This window comes from Loktanella sp. Alg231-35, assembly GCF_900143545.1.
Classification (GTDB): Bacteria; Pseudomonadota; Alphaproteobacteria; order Rhodobacterales; family Rhodobacteraceae; genus Yoonia.
Window position 1 is genome coordinate 313,602 of record NZ_FREV01000004.1, and the last position, 16,035, is coordinate 329,636.

At 57.7% G+C, this 16,035-nt stretch carries 15 protein-coding genes and 1 other RNA gene; 9 read left to right on the forward strand and 7 right to left on the reverse strand.

The genetic code is table 11. The features are described from left to right. Positions 1-6: 6 nt before the first annotated feature. Together DHN10_RS11465 and DHN10_RS11470 are read right to left on the reverse strand one after the other, a co-directional pair. The gene (locus DHN10_RS11465) at positions 7-1,926 is read right to left on the reverse strand and encodes an extracellular solute-binding protein (protein ID WP_108815456.1); all 1,920 of its coding nucleotides are present in this window, start codon (positions 1,924-1,926) and stop codon (positions 7-9) included. A 170-nt stretch (positions 1,927-2,096) separates the two neighbouring features. Beyond that, complete coding sequence (locus DHN10_RS11470; protein WP_108815703.1) at positions 2,097-2,606, reverse strand: c-type cytochrome; 510 nt, start codon at positions 2,604-2,606, stop codon at positions 2,097-2,099. A gap of 122 nt (positions 2,607-2,728) precedes the next feature. Between DHN10_RS11470 and DHN10_RS11475 the strand changes: the two genes are divergently transcribed. Together DHN10_RS11475 and DHN10_RS11480 are read left to right on the forward strand one after the other, a co-directional pair. Further along, positions 2,729-3,577: a prephenate dehydratase gene (locus DHN10_RS11475; protein ID WP_108815457.1), complete on the forward strand. Its 849-nt coding sequence runs from the start codon at positions 2,729-2,731 to the stop codon at positions 3,575-3,577. Between the two features lie 228 nt (positions 3,578-3,805). Next, the gene (locus DHN10_RS11480; protein ID WP_108815458.1) at positions 3,806-5,098 is read left to right on the forward strand and encodes an MFS transporter; all 1,293 of its coding nucleotides are present in this window, start codon (positions 3,806-3,808) and stop codon (positions 5,096-5,098) included. Positions 5,099-5,233: 135 nt separating this feature from the next. Here DHN10_RS11480 and DHN10_RS11485 read toward each other — a convergent pair whose 3' ends face one another. Continuing rightward, positions 5,234-5,698 carry an SRPBCC family protein gene (locus DHN10_RS11485; RefSeq protein ID WP_108815459.1) on the reverse strand — a complete coding sequence of 155 codons (465 nt, stop codon included), beginning with the start codon at positions 5,696-5,698 and terminating at the stop codon, positions 5,234-5,236. 24 nt (positions 5,699-5,722) lie between these two features. Beyond that, positions 5,723-6,670 carry an NAD(+) diphosphatase gene (nudC, locus tag DHN10_RS11490; RefSeq protein ID WP_108815460.1) on the reverse strand — a complete coding sequence of 316 codons (948 nt, stop codon included), beginning with the start codon at positions 6,668-6,670 and terminating at the stop codon, positions 5,723-5,725. Positions 6,671-6,760: 90 nt separating this feature from the next. On the opposite strand from nudC, the gene DHN10_RS11495 reads away from it, so the two are divergent. The 3 genes from DHN10_RS11495 (at position 6,761) to rsgA (ending at position 10,022) form a co-directional block, all read left to right on the forward strand. Continuing rightward, complete coding sequence (locus tag DHN10_RS11495) at positions 6,761-8,623, forward strand: bifunctional 2',3'-cyclic-nucleotide 2'-phosphodiesterase/3'-nucleotidase (RefSeq protein WP_108815461.1); 1,863 nt, start codon at positions 6,761-6,763, stop codon at positions 8,621-8,623. Positions 8,624-8,661: 38 nt separating this feature from the next. Then, positions 8,662-8,759: signal recognition particle sRNA small type (gene ffs, locus DHN10_RS11500), an RNA gene on the forward strand. A gap of 228 nt (positions 8,760-8,987) precedes the next feature. Continuing rightward, positions 8,988-10,022 (forward strand): ribosome small subunit-dependent GTPase A, encoded by a 1,035-nt coding sequence (rsgA, locus tag DHN10_RS11505; RefSeq protein WP_108815462.1) that lies wholly within the window; start codon positions 8,988-8,990, stop codon positions 10,020-10,022. 32 nt (positions 10,023-10,054) lie between these two features. On the opposite strand, the gene DHN10_RS11510 is transcribed toward rsgA, so the two are convergent. Both DHN10_RS11510 and DHN10_RS11515 read right to left on the reverse strand, forming a co-directional pair. Beyond that, positions 10,055-10,528 (reverse strand): protein-tyrosine phosphatase family protein, encoded by a 474-nt coding sequence (locus DHN10_RS11510; RefSeq protein ID WP_199910665.1) that lies wholly within the window; start codon positions 10,526-10,528, stop codon positions 10,055-10,057. After that, positions 10,521-12,020: an ankyrin repeat domain-containing protein gene (locus DHN10_RS11515; RefSeq protein ID WP_108815704.1), complete on the reverse strand. Its 1,500-nt coding sequence runs from the start codon at positions 12,018-12,020 to the stop codon at positions 10,521-10,523. Before DHN10_RS11515 ends, DHN10_RS11510 begins: the two co-directional genes overlap by 8 nt. Positions 12,021-12,207: 187 nt before the next feature. On the opposite strand from DHN10_RS11515, the gene DHN10_RS11520 reads away from it, so the two are divergent. Together DHN10_RS11520 and DHN10_RS11525 are read left to right on the forward strand one after the other, a co-directional pair. Beyond that, a complete protein-coding gene (locus DHN10_RS11520) occupies positions 12,208-12,441 on the forward strand; it encodes a hypothetical protein (protein ID WP_159086986.1) in 234 nt (77 codons plus the stop codon). Between the two features lie 67 nt (positions 12,442-12,508). Further along, a complete protein-coding gene (locus DHN10_RS11525; protein ID WP_108815465.1) occupies positions 12,509-14,254 on the forward strand; it encodes a DNA polymerase III subunit gamma/tau in 1,746 nt (581 codons plus the stop codon). 26 nt (positions 14,255-14,280) lie between these two features. Here the strand turns inward: DHN10_RS11525 and DHN10_RS11530 are convergent, their stop codons facing one another. Beyond that, complete coding sequence (locus DHN10_RS11530) at positions 14,281-14,886, reverse strand: histidine phosphatase family protein (RefSeq protein WP_108815466.1); 606 nt, start codon at positions 14,884-14,886, stop codon at positions 14,281-14,283. Positions 14,887-15,016: 130 nt separating this feature from the next. Here DHN10_RS11530 and DHN10_RS11535 point away from each other — a divergent pair, with 130 nt between their 5' ends. Beyond that, positions 15,017-15,361: a YbaB/EbfC family nucleoid-associated protein gene (locus tag DHN10_RS11535; protein WP_108815467.1), complete on the forward strand. Its 345-nt coding sequence runs from the start codon at positions 15,017-15,019 to the stop codon at positions 15,359-15,361. A 76-nt stretch (positions 15,362-15,437) separates the two neighbouring features. Further along, complete coding sequence (gene recR, locus DHN10_RS11540) at positions 15,438-16,031, forward strand: recombination mediator RecR (RefSeq protein WP_108815468.1); 594 nt, start codon at positions 15,438-15,440, stop codon at positions 16,029-16,031. The last annotated feature ends 4 nt before the right edge of the window (positions 16,032-16,035 follow it).

Consider the following 16,035-nt stretch of genomic DNA (forward strand, 5'->3'; position numbering starts at 1 on the left):
GCGACCTTACTGAAACGCACCGGCGGCGCGCAGCGCCTCTGCGGCCTCCGCATCATGCCACCAGTTATCGATGGGCGAGAGCGCCAAGGGTGGTATCTCTTTGAAGCGGTACATGTCGTAGTAGGCGACAGTGTGGACGCCCTTTTGCCACTGCGGGATCCAGAACTGCTCTGCCCGCAGGACACGGTCCAAAGCACGGGTGCTGACCGTCAATTCTTCCAGGGTCTCCGCATCGACGATCACATCAATGATGCGATCCACTGCCGGAGATTTCAGGCGCATCGGATTGCGCGAGCTGTCTTCGGCCGCTTCTGACCCAAAGAACTGCGCCAACTGCTGGCCCGGCTCATAGCCTTGCCCAAGCGACGCGTTCACAATGTCAAAGGTGCCCGACCGGCGCCGTTCAATCCACTGGGCCGTGTCGACACGCTCCAATTCTGCATCGACGCCAAGACGTTTGAGGTTCTCAACGATGGGATTGATGATGCGATCAAACTGCGGGGATCGTTCAAGGAATGTCACCGACAGGGTTTCGCCGTCCTTGCGGCGCATCCCATCATCGCCAGCCATCCAGCCCGCTTCATCCAGTAGCTCAGACGCGGCGCGCAAGGCACGGCGATCCAGTGGGCGTTCTGAGGTGCTGGACACCGGCGGGATCACTGCCTCTTGCGTCAGAACACCAGCATCCAGCAGGCCTTCATCAACCAACGGCTGCAAAATCGCGATTTCTTCGGCGGACGGAATGCCAACGGCTTTCAGATCAGAGTTATCCCAGAACGACTGCGGGCGCTCGTAGAGACCATAAAACAGCGATTCATTCATCCACTCGAAATTGACCATCAGACCTACGGCCTGCCGCACCAGAGGATCCTGGAATTTCTCTTGGTTGAGGTTGAAAACGAACCCCTGCCCAGTTCCAATCGCTCCATTTGGCAGTTCTTCTACATTCACCCAGCCGTTGTTGCGTGCTGGAAAATCATATCCGGTCGCCCACTGGATCGAGCTGTTCTCGGAGCGATACGCGTAGACACCGCTCTTGAAGCCTTCAAATGCCGCGCCGCTGTCGGCAAAATACTCTACACGCACGGTCTGAAAGTTATTGCGCCCCTGATTGATGGGCAAATCCGCGCCCCACCAGTCAGGATCGTAGCGATAGATAATCTGACGTCCGATATCGACCTCATCCAAACGGTAGGGGCCGGTCGCCATGAATGGCTCATCAGAGGCCTCATCAAGGCGCGTGCCGGTCTCTTCGAACCATGCCTTTGAAAAAGCTGATGTGCCGCCAACCCAACTGACTACATCGCGGCGCGGCGCACTTTCGGTAAAGTTAAAGCGGATTCTATGCGTGTCGAGCACCTCGACACTGTCGATGAACTGCGAATAGACGCTGCGGTATTCGGTGATGCCCTGCTCAAGATATAGCTCAAAGGTGAACTTGATATCTTCGGCGGTCATGGTTGTTCCGTCCCAGAACGTCACATCATCGCGCAGATTGAAGATCACCCAATCGCGACTTTCGGGGTATTCTAGCGTTTCGCACATATAGCAGTAGACCCCATAGGGATCATCAGCAAATGACGTCAGGATCGACTCATAACCGATCGTCGAAAGGGCCGCGGGTACGCCTTTCCGGGTGGACAAATTGAAGCTATCAAATGTTCCCTGCGCCCATTGTGAAAACTCGCCCCCTTTGGGCGCGTTCGGGTTGACGTAATCAAGAACCGCATCCGGCCCATACTTCAACGCCCCGAAATTCACGTAGCCATGGCTGACTGTGATCTCTTCATGGTTTTCCGCCAGAACGTCCGCCCCCGCCAAAATTGCGGCGATACCGATCACCGACCCGATCACCCATTGTCGTACAGCGCCATCATTGCGATCACGCGTGGCGGCTGTGGCACGGGCTTGCGGGCGGTTTGGCATGGGGCACTCCGGTTCGTTTTGATCTTAGAGACGTTAAATGAAGTAAATGTGGTGTTTGGCAAACATTCAAGTTGAGTTTGCGTGATGAAATGGTGATTGACGCATCCGTGAAAACGAAAAAGGCCGCCCAGCAGGCGACCTTTCATTTACCTGCACAGGGCGCGGGTTGATCAGTTGAATGCCGCCAGATAGGCGATCAGGTTCGCGCGATCCTCGATCTTGCGCATACCGTTGTAGGACATCTCAGTGCCGGGCGCATAGGCGCTTGGCTTTTCCAGGAAGGCATTCAGGTTCTCCGGGGTCCAAACGTCTGCCGCCTCGGCCAATGCACCAGAATAGCCAAAATCATCAAAGAACTGGACCGGACGATCAACGATACCGTGCAGTGAGGGGCCGGTACCATGCTGTCCGGGTTCAAGCGCGTGGCAAGACCGACACGCGCGCCACAGGCCTTCGCCCTCTTCGGCACTGGCAGATGCCAAAACAACGGCGAAATCAACCTCTTCTACAGCTTCATCAGCACCGCCTTCAGCACCTTCGACCTCGATCACATAAGCCTGATGATCGTCGTGACCACCGCTGTGGTAAATTTCCTCGGCCAGCCAGGCGCCCAGCAAAAAGACCAGAAACGTGCCACAAAGGCCGCCCACCAGTTTTGTCATCGTCATTGTGTCGAACATGTCGCGTTCCATTCCGTTCAAAGCGTTGCCGCTATCTATCCGTTTCCCACATCGGGTTGCAAGGTATAGTGGCGCGACCAAACGCCCATTTTTTGACGGGCGCGAGCAGAGAGGCCAGCAGAATGCCACAGAAAATCGCATTTCAGGGTGAATTGGGAGCCTATGGGCACGAGGCCTGCGTGACCGCACGCCCGGACTATGACCCGCTGCCCTGCCCCACATTTGAGACGGCAATTGACGCAGTCCGCAAGGGCAACGCGGATCTTGGCATGATCGCAGTTGAAAATTCGACCTATGGCCGGGTGGCCGATGTGCATTCTCTGCTCCCTGAAAGCGGGTTGCATATCGTGGATGAGACCTTTGTGCGGGTGCATATCAACCTGCTGGGCACGCCAGAGGCAAAGCTGGACGATATCAAAGAGGCCCATGGCCACCCCGTCATCCTGCCGCAATGCGGGCAATTCCTGCGCGAACATGCGATTCGGGGGCGTGTTAGCTCTGACAACGCGCGCGCCGCGCGCGAGGTCGCATCGGAAGGTGATCCGACGGTGGCGGCACTTGCCTCTGAACTGGCCGCCGAGATTTACGGCCTCAAGGTGCTGGCGCGCCATATCGAGGATCACGCCCGCAACACCACACGTTTTCTGATCATGGCACGCGAGCCGGATTACATCCGCCGTGGGGCATCCGGCATGATGACAAGTTTTGTCTTCCGCGTGCGCAACATCCCCGCAGCGCTGTACAAAGCGATGGGCGGCTTTGCGACAAATAGCGTGAACATGACAAAGCTGGAAAGCTATATGGTCGGTGGCGAATTCACCGCAACACAGTTCTACGCCGAAATCGAAGGCCACCCCGACGACGCCAATGTGCAGCTTGCGATGGAAGAGCTTGGTTATTTCACCGACCATCTGCATGTGATGGGGGTTTATCCCGCCGCCGCGCGGCGCCACGAAAAAAGTGGCGGCTAAGGGTGGGCGATCTCGCATCATGGGTGGGATGCAGAACGCTGTATAGGCCCTAACGCCCAGCGATCCGGACGCAAACCGAAAGTTCGTTGCAGGCTGCGTCTCGGCAGTTCTGCGGGATAGAACCGCCATTCGTTTTGCTTGTTCGAACCGCTGCTTCGGCCTGCGTCGGATAGATCCTTACGACCCCAAGGTATTGTACACGGTGCCAGCAATGTTGATGTTGCAAGCATGGCAACAGAAGTAGAGTTTTCCTTAGAAGCACTAACAAGTTCGGCACGACGACACATTCGGGTGTTTCAGATACACCAGTTCCTTGACCGTTTTGCGATGGGGCTGACGGTTGCTGTTGTTGCGCTGGCTTTGACTGACAGAGGTATGGACCTTTTCCAAATCTCGCTTCTATTCGGGGTCTACTCGCTTACGACGATGGCGATGGAACTGCCTTTCGGTGGTCTGGCTGACAATATCGGACGCAAGCCGGTGTTTTTGACGGCGGTGATTGCTAGCTTGATTTCGCTCGCGCTCTTTCTCTCAACCAGCGATTTTCATGTTCTCGCACTTTCATTTGCATTCATCGGTTTTGGACGGGCGCTTCGGTCTGGCACGCTTGATGCGTGGTTTGTCGAAACTTTCAGGGCAGCCGCGCCAAATGTGGATGTGCAGCCAGCACTGGCCAAAGCGCAATGGGCCAATGCCGTGGGGTTGGCCATTGGCGCTGTACTGGGAGGTCTCTTGCCGGATGTTTTCGGCGCGGTGGCGCAAAGCCTCGGGTTCAGCATCTATGATGTGTCCTATGCGGCAAGCTTTGGCGTGATGCTGGGCGTGTTTGTTTTCACGATGTTGGCCATTGACGAAAAGCCACGTCCAAAGAACGGCAATGCACTTAGGCAAGGGTTCGCAAGCGTACCAACAGTGATAAAAGACGCGAGCCTCCTTGCCCTGAAACATCCTACGCTGTCGATGCTTCTGGGATCACTGGCGTTCTTTTTGATGGCGACCAACCCCGTCGAGGTCCTCTGGCCAACCCATGCAAAGCCTATGTTGGATGACAGTTACGCAAACAGCGTGATTGGTATTCTGACTGCGACTTATTTCTTTTCTATTGCCTTCGGCGCATCTTTGTCACCGTATATCAGCCGCATCTTCAAACGTCGGCACGCCATGACACTGGCAGCGACTTTCGCTGGCTTAACGGGCGTTCAGATCGCACTGGCATTGCAGGGCGATATCATCAGCTTTGCCGCGATTTTTATCCTGTATTCTGTGATCCTTGGCGCCAGCGAAACGCCTGCCAGCAGCATTCTGCATCGCTGCGTAGGCGACCATCAGCGGTCGACCATGCTGTCGTTGAGATCGTTGATACAGCAGTTGGGTGCCGCTTTAGGTCTGGTGTTTGCCGGAGCCGTCGCCGAAATATACTCCACTCCTATCGCGTGGATCGTGGGAGCAGTTTTTCTTTTCATTGCAGTGCTGCTGGCCTTGGTGCTGGTCAAACGGTTGGCCTTAGAAGCCGATAGCTGACATTGGTGCGTTACACAGCAAAGGTCGATCTGGGTTCAAATTTCCCATCGGCCACGCTCTGCGCGAACGTCCATTTCAATTCTCAGTTCAGTCGATGGCTAGAAGGCAAGAACAACCAACGTTCGGGCCAAACCCCTAGCGTGTGGCCCGATACTGGTCCTCTACGTCTTCGGCGTAGTCCAGCACCCGCGCCTTGAAGCGCTTGGTCAGTTTGGCCTTGGCCAGCTTTAGCGATTGTAGCAACAGCCGTGCTGTCAATGTCCGCGCGCGCATCTCGAATCCGACAATGACCCGTGTGCGGGCGGGTGACAGGGCCACCAGTTCAACCTCTGTCACGGCAATCACACCGTCTGACTTGCTGTCCACTTTCAACGCATGTGGTGGATCAAATTGGACCAGCGTGGCCTGCACGCAGCGATCTCGGCCGCGAAAGGTGAAATCGACGTCCCAGATGGTGCCGACCTGTGCGGCGCCTTCATCGTGACGCACAACTTGCGCCCCGTTGCGCAAGGCACGCCGCTCGAACGCTGCAAAATCAGTAACGCGCGCAAAAACAAAATCAATTGGCGCTTCAAGATCTTCGCGGGTGCTTAGTTTCATGCTGGTCGTCCTGCGCGCATGGGATCAATCAAGCCTATCAGCCAACCAGGCCTCAAGCAGAAAATGCGCAATTGCGCCCTTTCGCGCAGGTAGGATTGTGGGATGATTTCCACTGAATGCAAGGGCCACATCTTCGCGGGTGACCCAGATCGCATCTTCGATTTCTTCGGGATCAATGGTCAGCGTCGTATCAATCGCCTCGCCCGCACAGCCAAACATCAGTGAAGCAGGAAATGGCCAAGGTTGGCTGGACAGATAGCTGACGGCTCCTACACGCACGCCAGCCTCTTCAAACACCTCGCGGCGCACCGCCGCTTCGATCGTCTCGCCCGGTTCCACGAATCCGGCCAGCAGAGAATACATGCCATCAGGCCAGCCCGGCGACCGTCCCAGCAAGACTGAGTTCCCATGCGTGATCAGCATGATCACAACCGGATCGGTGCGTGGAAAATGGTGCCCGCCACAAACAGCACAGTCACGCTGCCAACCGCCCATGGCAAAAGCGCTTTCGGCGCCACACTGCGCACAGAACCGATGCGACAGATGCCAGCCCATCACTGCCTTCGCGGTTGCCGCCAATTCAGCGTCACGCGGCGAAAGGCGGGTCATGATGGCGCGCAGTTCAGAAAACATTGCATCAGGGACCGCGGGATGTACCTGCTCGGTAGGGTCAAGAAAGCCGCCCAGTTGCGTCTCATCCAGATCGGCGGGTGTCCAAGCAGAGAGGTCTGCCGCAAATGTTGGCACGCCATCCTCGCGACCCAGAAACACCATATCCTGCGCCGCATCACCAAGCACCGGATGATCCCCCGCCACACGGATAAGGCCGCCCTCGCCAATCATTGGTTTGCCCCGCCACAGCAGGATCATTTGTGCGCCGGGTTGCGTCTGCAAATCACTGGCCTGGCGCCGCAATTCTGCGGCACGATCAAGGCCAGAGCCACCAAATGTCACTGTTTCTGCAATCTTCATCCCGCCGGGATGCCACGCTGCATGTTCAAGTGCAATTTTTTCTGTTTTTATAGTGAGAAATGAATTTGAGATTCCCGCGAAAGTTGTAGAATGGATGGCGCGGCCCCACCAACAGACCACTACAATCCTGCCCAAGGACGGTTGCGCATTCTGGCAACGACCGATTTGCATATGCAATTGCTTGGGTATGACTATTTTGCAGATCGTCCCGATCACACGCTTGGTCTTGTCAACCTTGCAGCGACGATTGCGCGGCTGCGCGACGCCCCTGATATCACCACGATATTATGCGACAACGGTGACCTGATCCAAGGCACACCGCTGGCCGACTTTTTGGCCGACACATTGCACCCCAATGACACCCACCCGATGATCGCAGCGCTCAACCTGCTGATCTACGACGCCATGACCTTAGGCAACCACGATTTTGACTTTGGACTTGGATTCTTGCGGCAGGCGCTACGAGGTGCCCAGTTTCCCATCGTCAGTGCCAACATCCATGTTCCCGAAGGTGACGCGCTGGCGCAACCCTTCGCGATTCTCAAACGCGACGTCCGCTGCAATGACGGACACAGCCGTCCCATTCGCATCGGGATCACCGGGTTCGGCCCGCCGCAGATCGCTGATTGGGACTACAGCAGTCATGACGGACTGGTCGCAACCGATGACATTGTTGGCGCGGCCGAGCGGATCGTGCCGAAAATCAAAGCCGCTGGTGCGGACATCATCATTGCGCTTTGCCACTCGGGCATTGGGGCCGTTACGCCCACCGCACGGATGGAGAATGCCGCCGTCCCGCTTGCTGCTGTGCCGGGGATCGATGTGATCGTCGCAGGGCATACCCATGACAGATTTCCGGACGCAGAGCGGCCGGTAACCGCGGGCGTCGATCCGGTCAAAGGCACATTACATGGCAAACCAACTGTGCTTGCTTCGTCATTTGGAAAGGCCCTTGGGGTGATTGATCTGGATCTTGGCTGGCAACCAAAAGGCTGGACGATTAAGGCCCACACCGTGCGGCTGGAACGCCCCGCTCCGCAGTCGACGGCCAATGGGCCGCTGCAAGACCAGCTTGGCGAACTTGTTCAACGCGCCCACGACGAAACACTGCGGCAAATGCGTCAACCCATTGCCCAGACCAGCGACCCGATCCACAGCTACTTTGCGACGGTCGCCCCGGACCTGCCACAACAGCTTTTGGCGAAGGCCATGCAAGACACAGCAAAACGCGGTCTTGCCGCAAATGTGACCGCCACAATGCCGCTTCTTGCGGCCACGGCCCCCTTTCGGTTTGGCGGGCGCAGCGGTTTGGGCCAGTTCATCAGCATTCCGCCGGGGCCGATCACTTTGCACGACGCCGCAGCAATTTTTCCATTTGCTGACCGGCTTGTCGCCGTGCGGCGCACAGGGCTGGAACTGATGGATTGGCTAGAGCGGGCCGCGTCCTACTATAATCAAATCACCCCCGACACATCCGGCCAATCCCTGAACAACCCGCTGTATGCAGGTTATCACTGCGATACCATCTCGGATCTACACTATGAAATCGACCTGACGCAGCCTGCCCGGTTTGATGCCCACGGCAAATGCATCAGGCCGCATGCCACGCGGATCAACGCGCTTTGCTGGAACGGCCATCCTGTCGCCGCAACGGATCAGTTCGTGGTGGCAACAACCAGTTTTCGCGCTCAGGGTGGTGGTGGCTTTGTTCCCGTGCCAGAGGATGACGTCCTCTATCGCTCAAAGCGGAAGATGCGCGCTGTGTTGGTTGACTATCTGACCCAACTGAAAACGATCGACATTTCCGTCACACCAAACTGGCGCTTTGCCCCAAACCCCGGAGCGACCGCCACATTTGAAAGCGCAGTAGAAGCCGCGCAGCACTTGCCTGCCAATATTGCGCTGATTGGCCCGACACGGACCGGGCTGTCACGGTATCAGATCCGCTTCTGACATCTTGCACACCGGGGTAGGCAAGGCTATATCAAGGCCGAGAGGTTGGCGCGGGCGAGCGCCTCGCCAACCTGGTCAGGTCCGGAAGGAAGCAGCCATAACGAGCCCCGCTTGGGTCGTTGTCAGCCTCTCACCCAAGTGTTTGCACCGGCAAACATGTTGCCCAACCAAGCGAAACTGCGCAGCAGTTTGGCGGAGTCGGGTCGCTGATGAAACCGCATCCAGCAAAGGAGGATGTTCATGATTGTCGCAATACACGCCCTCCCGGTCCGGGTGCGCTGAAGCTATTTCCGCCCCCTCGTCCGGCTCTTGCTGACGCGTCTGCGCGTCTGGCACACGACTTCCCTTTGACGAGGACAGATCATTGACAGATCTCACACGCGACGCCCTTGGCTGGTCGCCCTTCTATATGACCCAACTTGAAATCGAAGAGTTGGAAACCCTTACCCCTGCCCGCATTGTAACGGTTCACCGTGACCGTGTGGTGGGGTTTTCTGAAATTGGCCCGCAGGAACTAACCCTTGATCCCGGCATCACCACAGCGGCAGTCGCGGTTGGCGACTGGGTGCTTTGCGCGCCGGAGCAACACCGACTGATCCGGGTGCTTGACCGCAAGACAGAACTGACCCGCGGGACCGAGTACCACACCGGTGAAAAGCAACTTATTGCGGCCAATCTTGATACGCTTTTTATCACATCGTCTTGCAACAACGACTTTAACCCAGCGCGGCTGGAACGCTATCTGGCACTGGCACATGATGCGATGATCATGCCAGTCATCCTGCTGACCAAGGCCGATCAATCTGACGATCCAGAGGCCTACGTTGATCAGGCCAAAGGTTTGGGGCGCGATCTAGAGGTTATCGCCTTTGATGCCAAAAACGATGATGTGCCGACATTGCTGGCGCCTTGGTGCGGCAATGGGCAGACGGTCGCGCTGGCGGGTTCATCCGGTGTTGGTAAAACGACAGTGGCCAATGCGCTGACGGGCGGTGACGCAGCAACACAAGACATCCGCGAAGACGATGCACGTGGACGGCACACCACTACCGGACGGTCGTTGCATCAAATGGGCAGCGGCGGGTGGCTTATTGACACACCCGGCATGCGCGGGCTTGGCGTGGCAGAGGTCGCCTATGGGATTGACGCCACCTTCCCCGAAATCTCGGAACTGGCCACGCAATGCAAGTTTCGCGATTGCGAGCATGAGACCGAACCGGGATGTGCTGTGCAGGCTGGTATTGAAAGTGGTGAGGTCGACCCCGACCGCCTCAAACGGTTCAAAAAGCTCAAACGAGAAAACGCCTATGCCACCGAGACCATCGCGCAGGCACGGGACCGTTTTCGCAAGCTGGGTAAGATGTATCGGTCAGCGCAGTCCAAGAAGAAGGGACGCTAGCCGCACAAGCCCTGCTGATCTGTTTTCGACCGTCAGCCCTGCCGGGCCCAGTCCATCTGGGCACTGGTTTCAACGGCACAGGGCCGGATGTGGCGCAACCGCGCCAAGGCTTCATCCGGCCCTTCACCCGCCGCGATCATCAGACGCAAAACCATCATGCCAGACCGCCCACAACCGCCATAGCAATGCACCAGAACCCGGCCCCCCTTGGCCAGAACGGCCAGCGCCTGATCGCGCGCTGCGGGCCAGTCCTGCCCAAAGGGTGTGCCGAAATCGGGCACCGGAAAATGCAGCCAATCAGCCCCCTCATTGGCCAGATCCGCGCCCAAGGTCCCCGCACCCTTGCGCTCCAATTCCGCTTGCGTTGTCATCGTGATCACAAGCGCAGGACGCCACGCTATCAGGCGCAGCCAATCGGTATAATAGTGCCGGGTGCGCCCCGGCATGGGGCTGATGGCAAGCACACCACCCCCTGCCTGTAAGCTATGAATGACGAACTCAGGCAATCCCGTGCTCCACCACTTGGCCAGGAAAACGCGCGGCCCATTCGGCCAGAAATGCCGCGACATCGGGTGCACCAGCCAGATCGATCGCGCGTTTGGGCAGGGCGACTCCTTCTTTCAATGCAAGTTCCAGACAGCCAAGATAGTCGCGGCTTGCGCGGGTGGGGTTGTTCTCAGACCCGTGAATGATCGTTGACAACAATGTGCCTCCATAGTGGTTGATGTGGCCAAGATCAGGTTTCAACGCCAACAGATAGGCCATCATCTCGGGCAACCCTTCCCAACCGGCACTTTGCACCGGCGTAACACCCATGTCATCGGGTTTGTCCCAAGGCATGCCGATGCCCACGAGCGCCTGCACATGCGCCAACTTGCCTGGCAAATGCAGGACATCGCGCAGGATATTGGTAAAGACCTCGGGCACCTGTGCGGTATCCACAAATGTAGCGTCCGGCACGGTCTGATCCGCGGCGGTGGCCAGTAGCGTCTCGACCTTTGACAGGGGTGTGGGGTCCAGCATGTCAGACAGCGCCGCGTTGCCATAAACCCGAGAGCAGGCGTAGACTGTGACACCTTTGCGCGACAAGGTTTGGTCCGCACCTGCGGCAAGCAACATTTGGCAAATCTGAGGCGAACACATCCGCAAGGCCGCATGGTGCAATGCGGTCATGGCGCCGTTGTCTTCGTTCGGATCGGCGCCAGCATCCAGCAACAGTTGCACCATGCCTGCGTCATCAGCGTCCATAGCCCGCAACAAGGCATTGGTGCCGGTGGGATCGGCCCCTGCCGCAAGCAGGATACGCACACCTGCATCATGCCCCATCTCGGTCGCATGATAGAGGCTTTCGCCGTCATTGGGATTAGCCCCACGGTCCAGCAGCCACCGCGCCATCGGCATGTTTTGCGCATGCCCAATCGCCCCATAAAGTGCCGAAAGCGGATGATCGGCACCAATCTGTGGCGTGTAGCTGTCGTTCACATCGGCCCCATGAACGTGCAGCAGATCAGCAATGGCAAGCATGTCGGCCTGCCTTTCGGGCCAACCGCGCAACATAGGCGAATAGCTCAGATGCAAGATCGGGCGCCTGCCGCCTGCCGCTTTTGTGGCCAGTTGCGGGTCTTCGACCAAGGCGGCACGCACCGCGGGCAGGTCATAAAGCGCGACCTGTAGGCAAAATGCGCCATCGGCAAGGTCCGGCGTGTCCCAGATCAGTTGCTGCACGACTTCGGTTTGCCCATGCGCCAGCGCGATTTTCAGGCGCTGCACCTTGGCCGCACGATCCATCCCTCGCGTCTCAACCGCTGTCTTCATCTGCGGCCAACTGGTAAAGTTGTTTTCACGGGCCACAATATGCAGGAAATCCGCGTGTTTCAGCGCGCCATCGCGCCGCAGCTGAGCCAAATCCACACGCGCAATCGCGTCGCGATCTCCGGTTTCATAGCGTTTTTGAAGGGTCTTTGCCTGCCTGCGCAGGTCATCAAGTGGGTCTGTCATTGGCTTCCTCACCATATGCGCCCGTGGTTCGCTGGCCTGGGCAAATGAGAAAGACCACATATGTGGGTCGTTCTGATCGTTATTGGGTGCGTCACGCTTTCCGCGAACCAGGTGGCCGCCCAACACGGCCCTCTTTTGGATAGCGCGGGTACTCACTTTGCGCAAGCGCCCTGCTATGTTCACCGATATGAGCAGCAATGAACAAAAAGCCGAACAGCGCCCCTTTTCCAATTGGATGGGCACGGGGTTGGGGGCAATCTGCCTCAAGGCTGTCTTTGGCGCGTTTGATCCGACATGGGCTGCCAAATCCGTCGCCCCGGTATTTCTCTTTACAGCGGCGTCAACGCAGAGTTTCACCTTGATTGCCCGCGTGTTGTCATTTGCAGCATGTGCCACGGGCGTCATCCTGTGGTCGCTTTGATGTGGTAGACCTCTGCCTCGGCAGCACCTAGTCTGAGCCAACGTCCGAATCCCAGCCCAAGGCCATCATGACAGACCAACCCAGTTATCAAGTGCTCGCCCGCAAATACCGGCCCGAAACCTTTGCCGATATGGTGGGGCAGGACGCCATGGTGCGCACACTGAAAAACGCCTTTGCCGCAGACCGGATTGCGCAAGCGTTCATCATGACTGGCATTCGAGGCACCGGGAAGACAACAACCGCCCGTATCATCGCCAAGGGCATGAATTGCATCGGCCCGGACGGAACCGGTGGCCCAACAACCGAACCTTGCGGTGAATGTGAACATTGCGTGGCGATTATGGAAGGCCGCCATGTCGACGTGATGGAGATGGATGCGGCCAGCCGTACTGGCGTCGGTGATATCCGCGAGATTATTGACAGCGTCCACTACCGCGCCGCTTCGGCCCGCTTCAAAATCTACATTATCGACGAAGTGCATATGCTTTCCAAAAATGCCTTCAACGCCCTGTTGAAGACACTGGAAGAGCCGCCCGCCCATGTGAAGTTTATCTTTGCTACGACCGAAATCCGGCAGGTGCCGGTCACAGTCCTGTCGCGCTGCCAGCGCTTTGATCTGCGCCGGATTGAACCCGAAACGCAGATTGCCTTGTTGCGCAAAATTGCAACCGCTGAGGGGGCTGAAATCACCGATGAAGCGCTGGCGCTGATCACGCGTGCCGCCGAAGGTTCTGCCCGTGACGCCCAGTCCTTGCTGGATCAGGCGATCAGCCATGGCGCAGGTGAAACCACCGCCGATCAGGTCCGGGCGATGTTGGGGCTGGCGGACCGTGGCCGCGTGCTTGATCTTTTTGATATGATCCTGCGTGGTGAGGCGGCAAAGGCGCTCACGGAATTGTCCGAACAATATGCTGATGGGGCCGACCCCATGGCCGTGCTACGCGATCTGGCCGAGGTCTGCCATTGGATCAGCGTGATCAAGATCACACCCGAAGCGGCCGAGGACCCCACGATCAGCCCTGATGAGCGCACACGTGGTCAGGCTATGGCGAGCACGCTGCCCATGCGTGTTCTGTCGCGCATGTGGCAGATGATGTTGAAGGCCCTAGAGGAAGTCGCAATGGCCCCTAACGCGATGATGGCCGCAGAGATGGCGGTGATCCGTCTGACCCATGTAGCAGATTTACCCAGCCCCGAGGAACTGGTGCGCAAGCTGCAAGATGCAACACCTCCACCCGGTGGACCATCAGGCGGGCGCCCCGCGCCGACAGGCGGCGGCGCGACAGCGATGAGCAACACGCCAGCGCCTACGCATAGCGCGCCAAGCGGCCCAACCGCGTCTGGCGCACAAACTGCTGTTGCGGTCGCCTCGGACGCCTTGCAGCACTACGCCCGGTTTGAAGATGTGGTCGAACTGATCCGCGCGCACCGAGATGTGAAACTGCTGGTTGAGGTTGAAACCGGCTTGCGTCTGGTCAGCTATCAACCGGGCCGGATTGAAGTGAACCCGACGCCGCAGGCAGCCGCAGACCTGTTGGGGCGTCTGGGATCGCGGTTGCAAGCCTGGACGGGTAACCGCTGGGCCATCAGTGTGGCCGAAGGCGGTGCCCCGACCATTGCCGAAACCCGTGATGCCGCCGAGAATGCCGTGCGGGCAGAGGCGGAACAACACCCGTTGGTGCAAGCCGTGATTGCCGTCTTCCCCAAGGCAAAGATCACCGACATCCGTACAGAGGCGGAGCTGGAACAGGACGCATTGGAAGATGCACTGCCGGAAGTGGATGATGAATGGGATCCTTTCGACAACGATTGATCCCATTCACCTGTGAAGCGACCTGCCTACATCGCGTCTGACCAATCATCTGGGCCGATACGCCCCAACACCTCGAACCCACCTGCACCATCTGGCAACACGACATAAGCCACGCCCTGCGGTTCTGGATAAATCCCTGTTGCCGCCTCAAAGGGGTCGTCATGGCCCACAATGACGGTGTTACCTGCTGTCGGCACAGCACTGATCAACGGCGCCACGCCGTCTCGCATCTGCGAAATGTCTGCATCCGTGTAGTCCTCTGCCGTCGCAAAGTTGAGGGCCGCGGTCATTTCAAACTGCCCGAATGCCAGATCAGCCGTCTGCCAGGCGCGGCAATATTCTGACGAAACGATCTTTCCGACAGGAATGTCCAACGCCGCGATCGCCCCGCCGATTGACTTTGCCTGCACCCATCCGTCCGCGCTTAGCACACGCTGAGTGGCGCAATCCCCAAGGACGGCAGCAACCTGATCCGCATAGTCCGTCTCGGTCATTGCATGGCGCAGGTAGATGACGTGCCCACCACCTTTAAGTGCAGAAACCAGATCGGATGTGGTCGCCTCTTGCGCAATCATTGCGGAGGGTAGGACAGCGGCTGTGCCGAACAAAAGAGTAGTTAGGAATCGTGGCATGGGAAGCTCCTTTATATACCTGAGTGATTCTATCGGGATTTATATCTGACAAATTTAATCAAGAAAAGCCATCCTTGCGACCTGCTGCCCAAACGCCTATCTGAAACTAGGATCGAGACAGGAGAGTGTGATGCTCAAAGGACTAGGCGGGCTTGGCGATATGGCCAAGATGATGAAACAGGCACAGGAAGTGCAGGGCAAAATGGCCCAGATGCAGGAAGACCTTGAGAATATCATGGTGACCGGCGAAAGCGGGGCCGGTCTGGTCAAGGCAACGTCGACCGCCAAGGGTGAGCTTAAGGGGTTGGATATCGACCCATCGATCTTTAACGGTGACGACAAGGAAGTTGTCGAAGATCTGATCCTTGCCGCAATCAAAGATGCGCAAGCCAAAGCCTCTGAACGGATGCAGCAAGAAATGGGCAAGATCACCGAAGGTCTTGGCCTGCCACCGGGTGTGAACCTGCCATTCTAGGTCTGCGAAGAATTTTCGTGAAAATTCTTCTGTCAGAACAAATTTCTCGAAATTTGTTCGCTACACCGAGAGCCGCATGACAAACGACACCGAAGATTTAGACCACCTGATCGCTCTAATGGCCAAACTGCCGGGTCTTGGCCCGCGTTCGGCCCGGCGTGCGGTGCTGCATCTAATCAAGAAACGGTCTTTGGTGCTGCTCCCGCTTGCAGATGCAATGCAAAAGGTGGGGGCGACAGTGCGCGAGTGCCTGAACTGCGGTAATGTCTGCACCAGCGATATCTGCGACATTTGCCAGTCCGAAAAACGGGCGACCGGCCAGATTGCGGTAGTCGAGGACGTGGCCGATCTTTGGGCGATGGAGCGGGCACAGGTTTTCAAGGGGCGCTATCATGTGCTGGGCGGTACTTTGTCCGCCTTGGATGCCATTGGTCCGGATGAGTTGCGTATTCCCAAGTTGCTGGACCGCATCAAGGCAGAGGGTATCACCGAGGTTATCCTTGCGCTTGCGGCCACAATTGATGGCCAGACCACGGCGCATTATATCGCCGATCAACTGCCCGGTTTGACAGTCACATCCCTTGCGCAGGGCGTGCCAGTAGGGGGCGAGTTGGACTATCTTGATGATGGCACAATCACAGCGGCGCTAAATGCGCGCAAAGCCCTGTGACCCG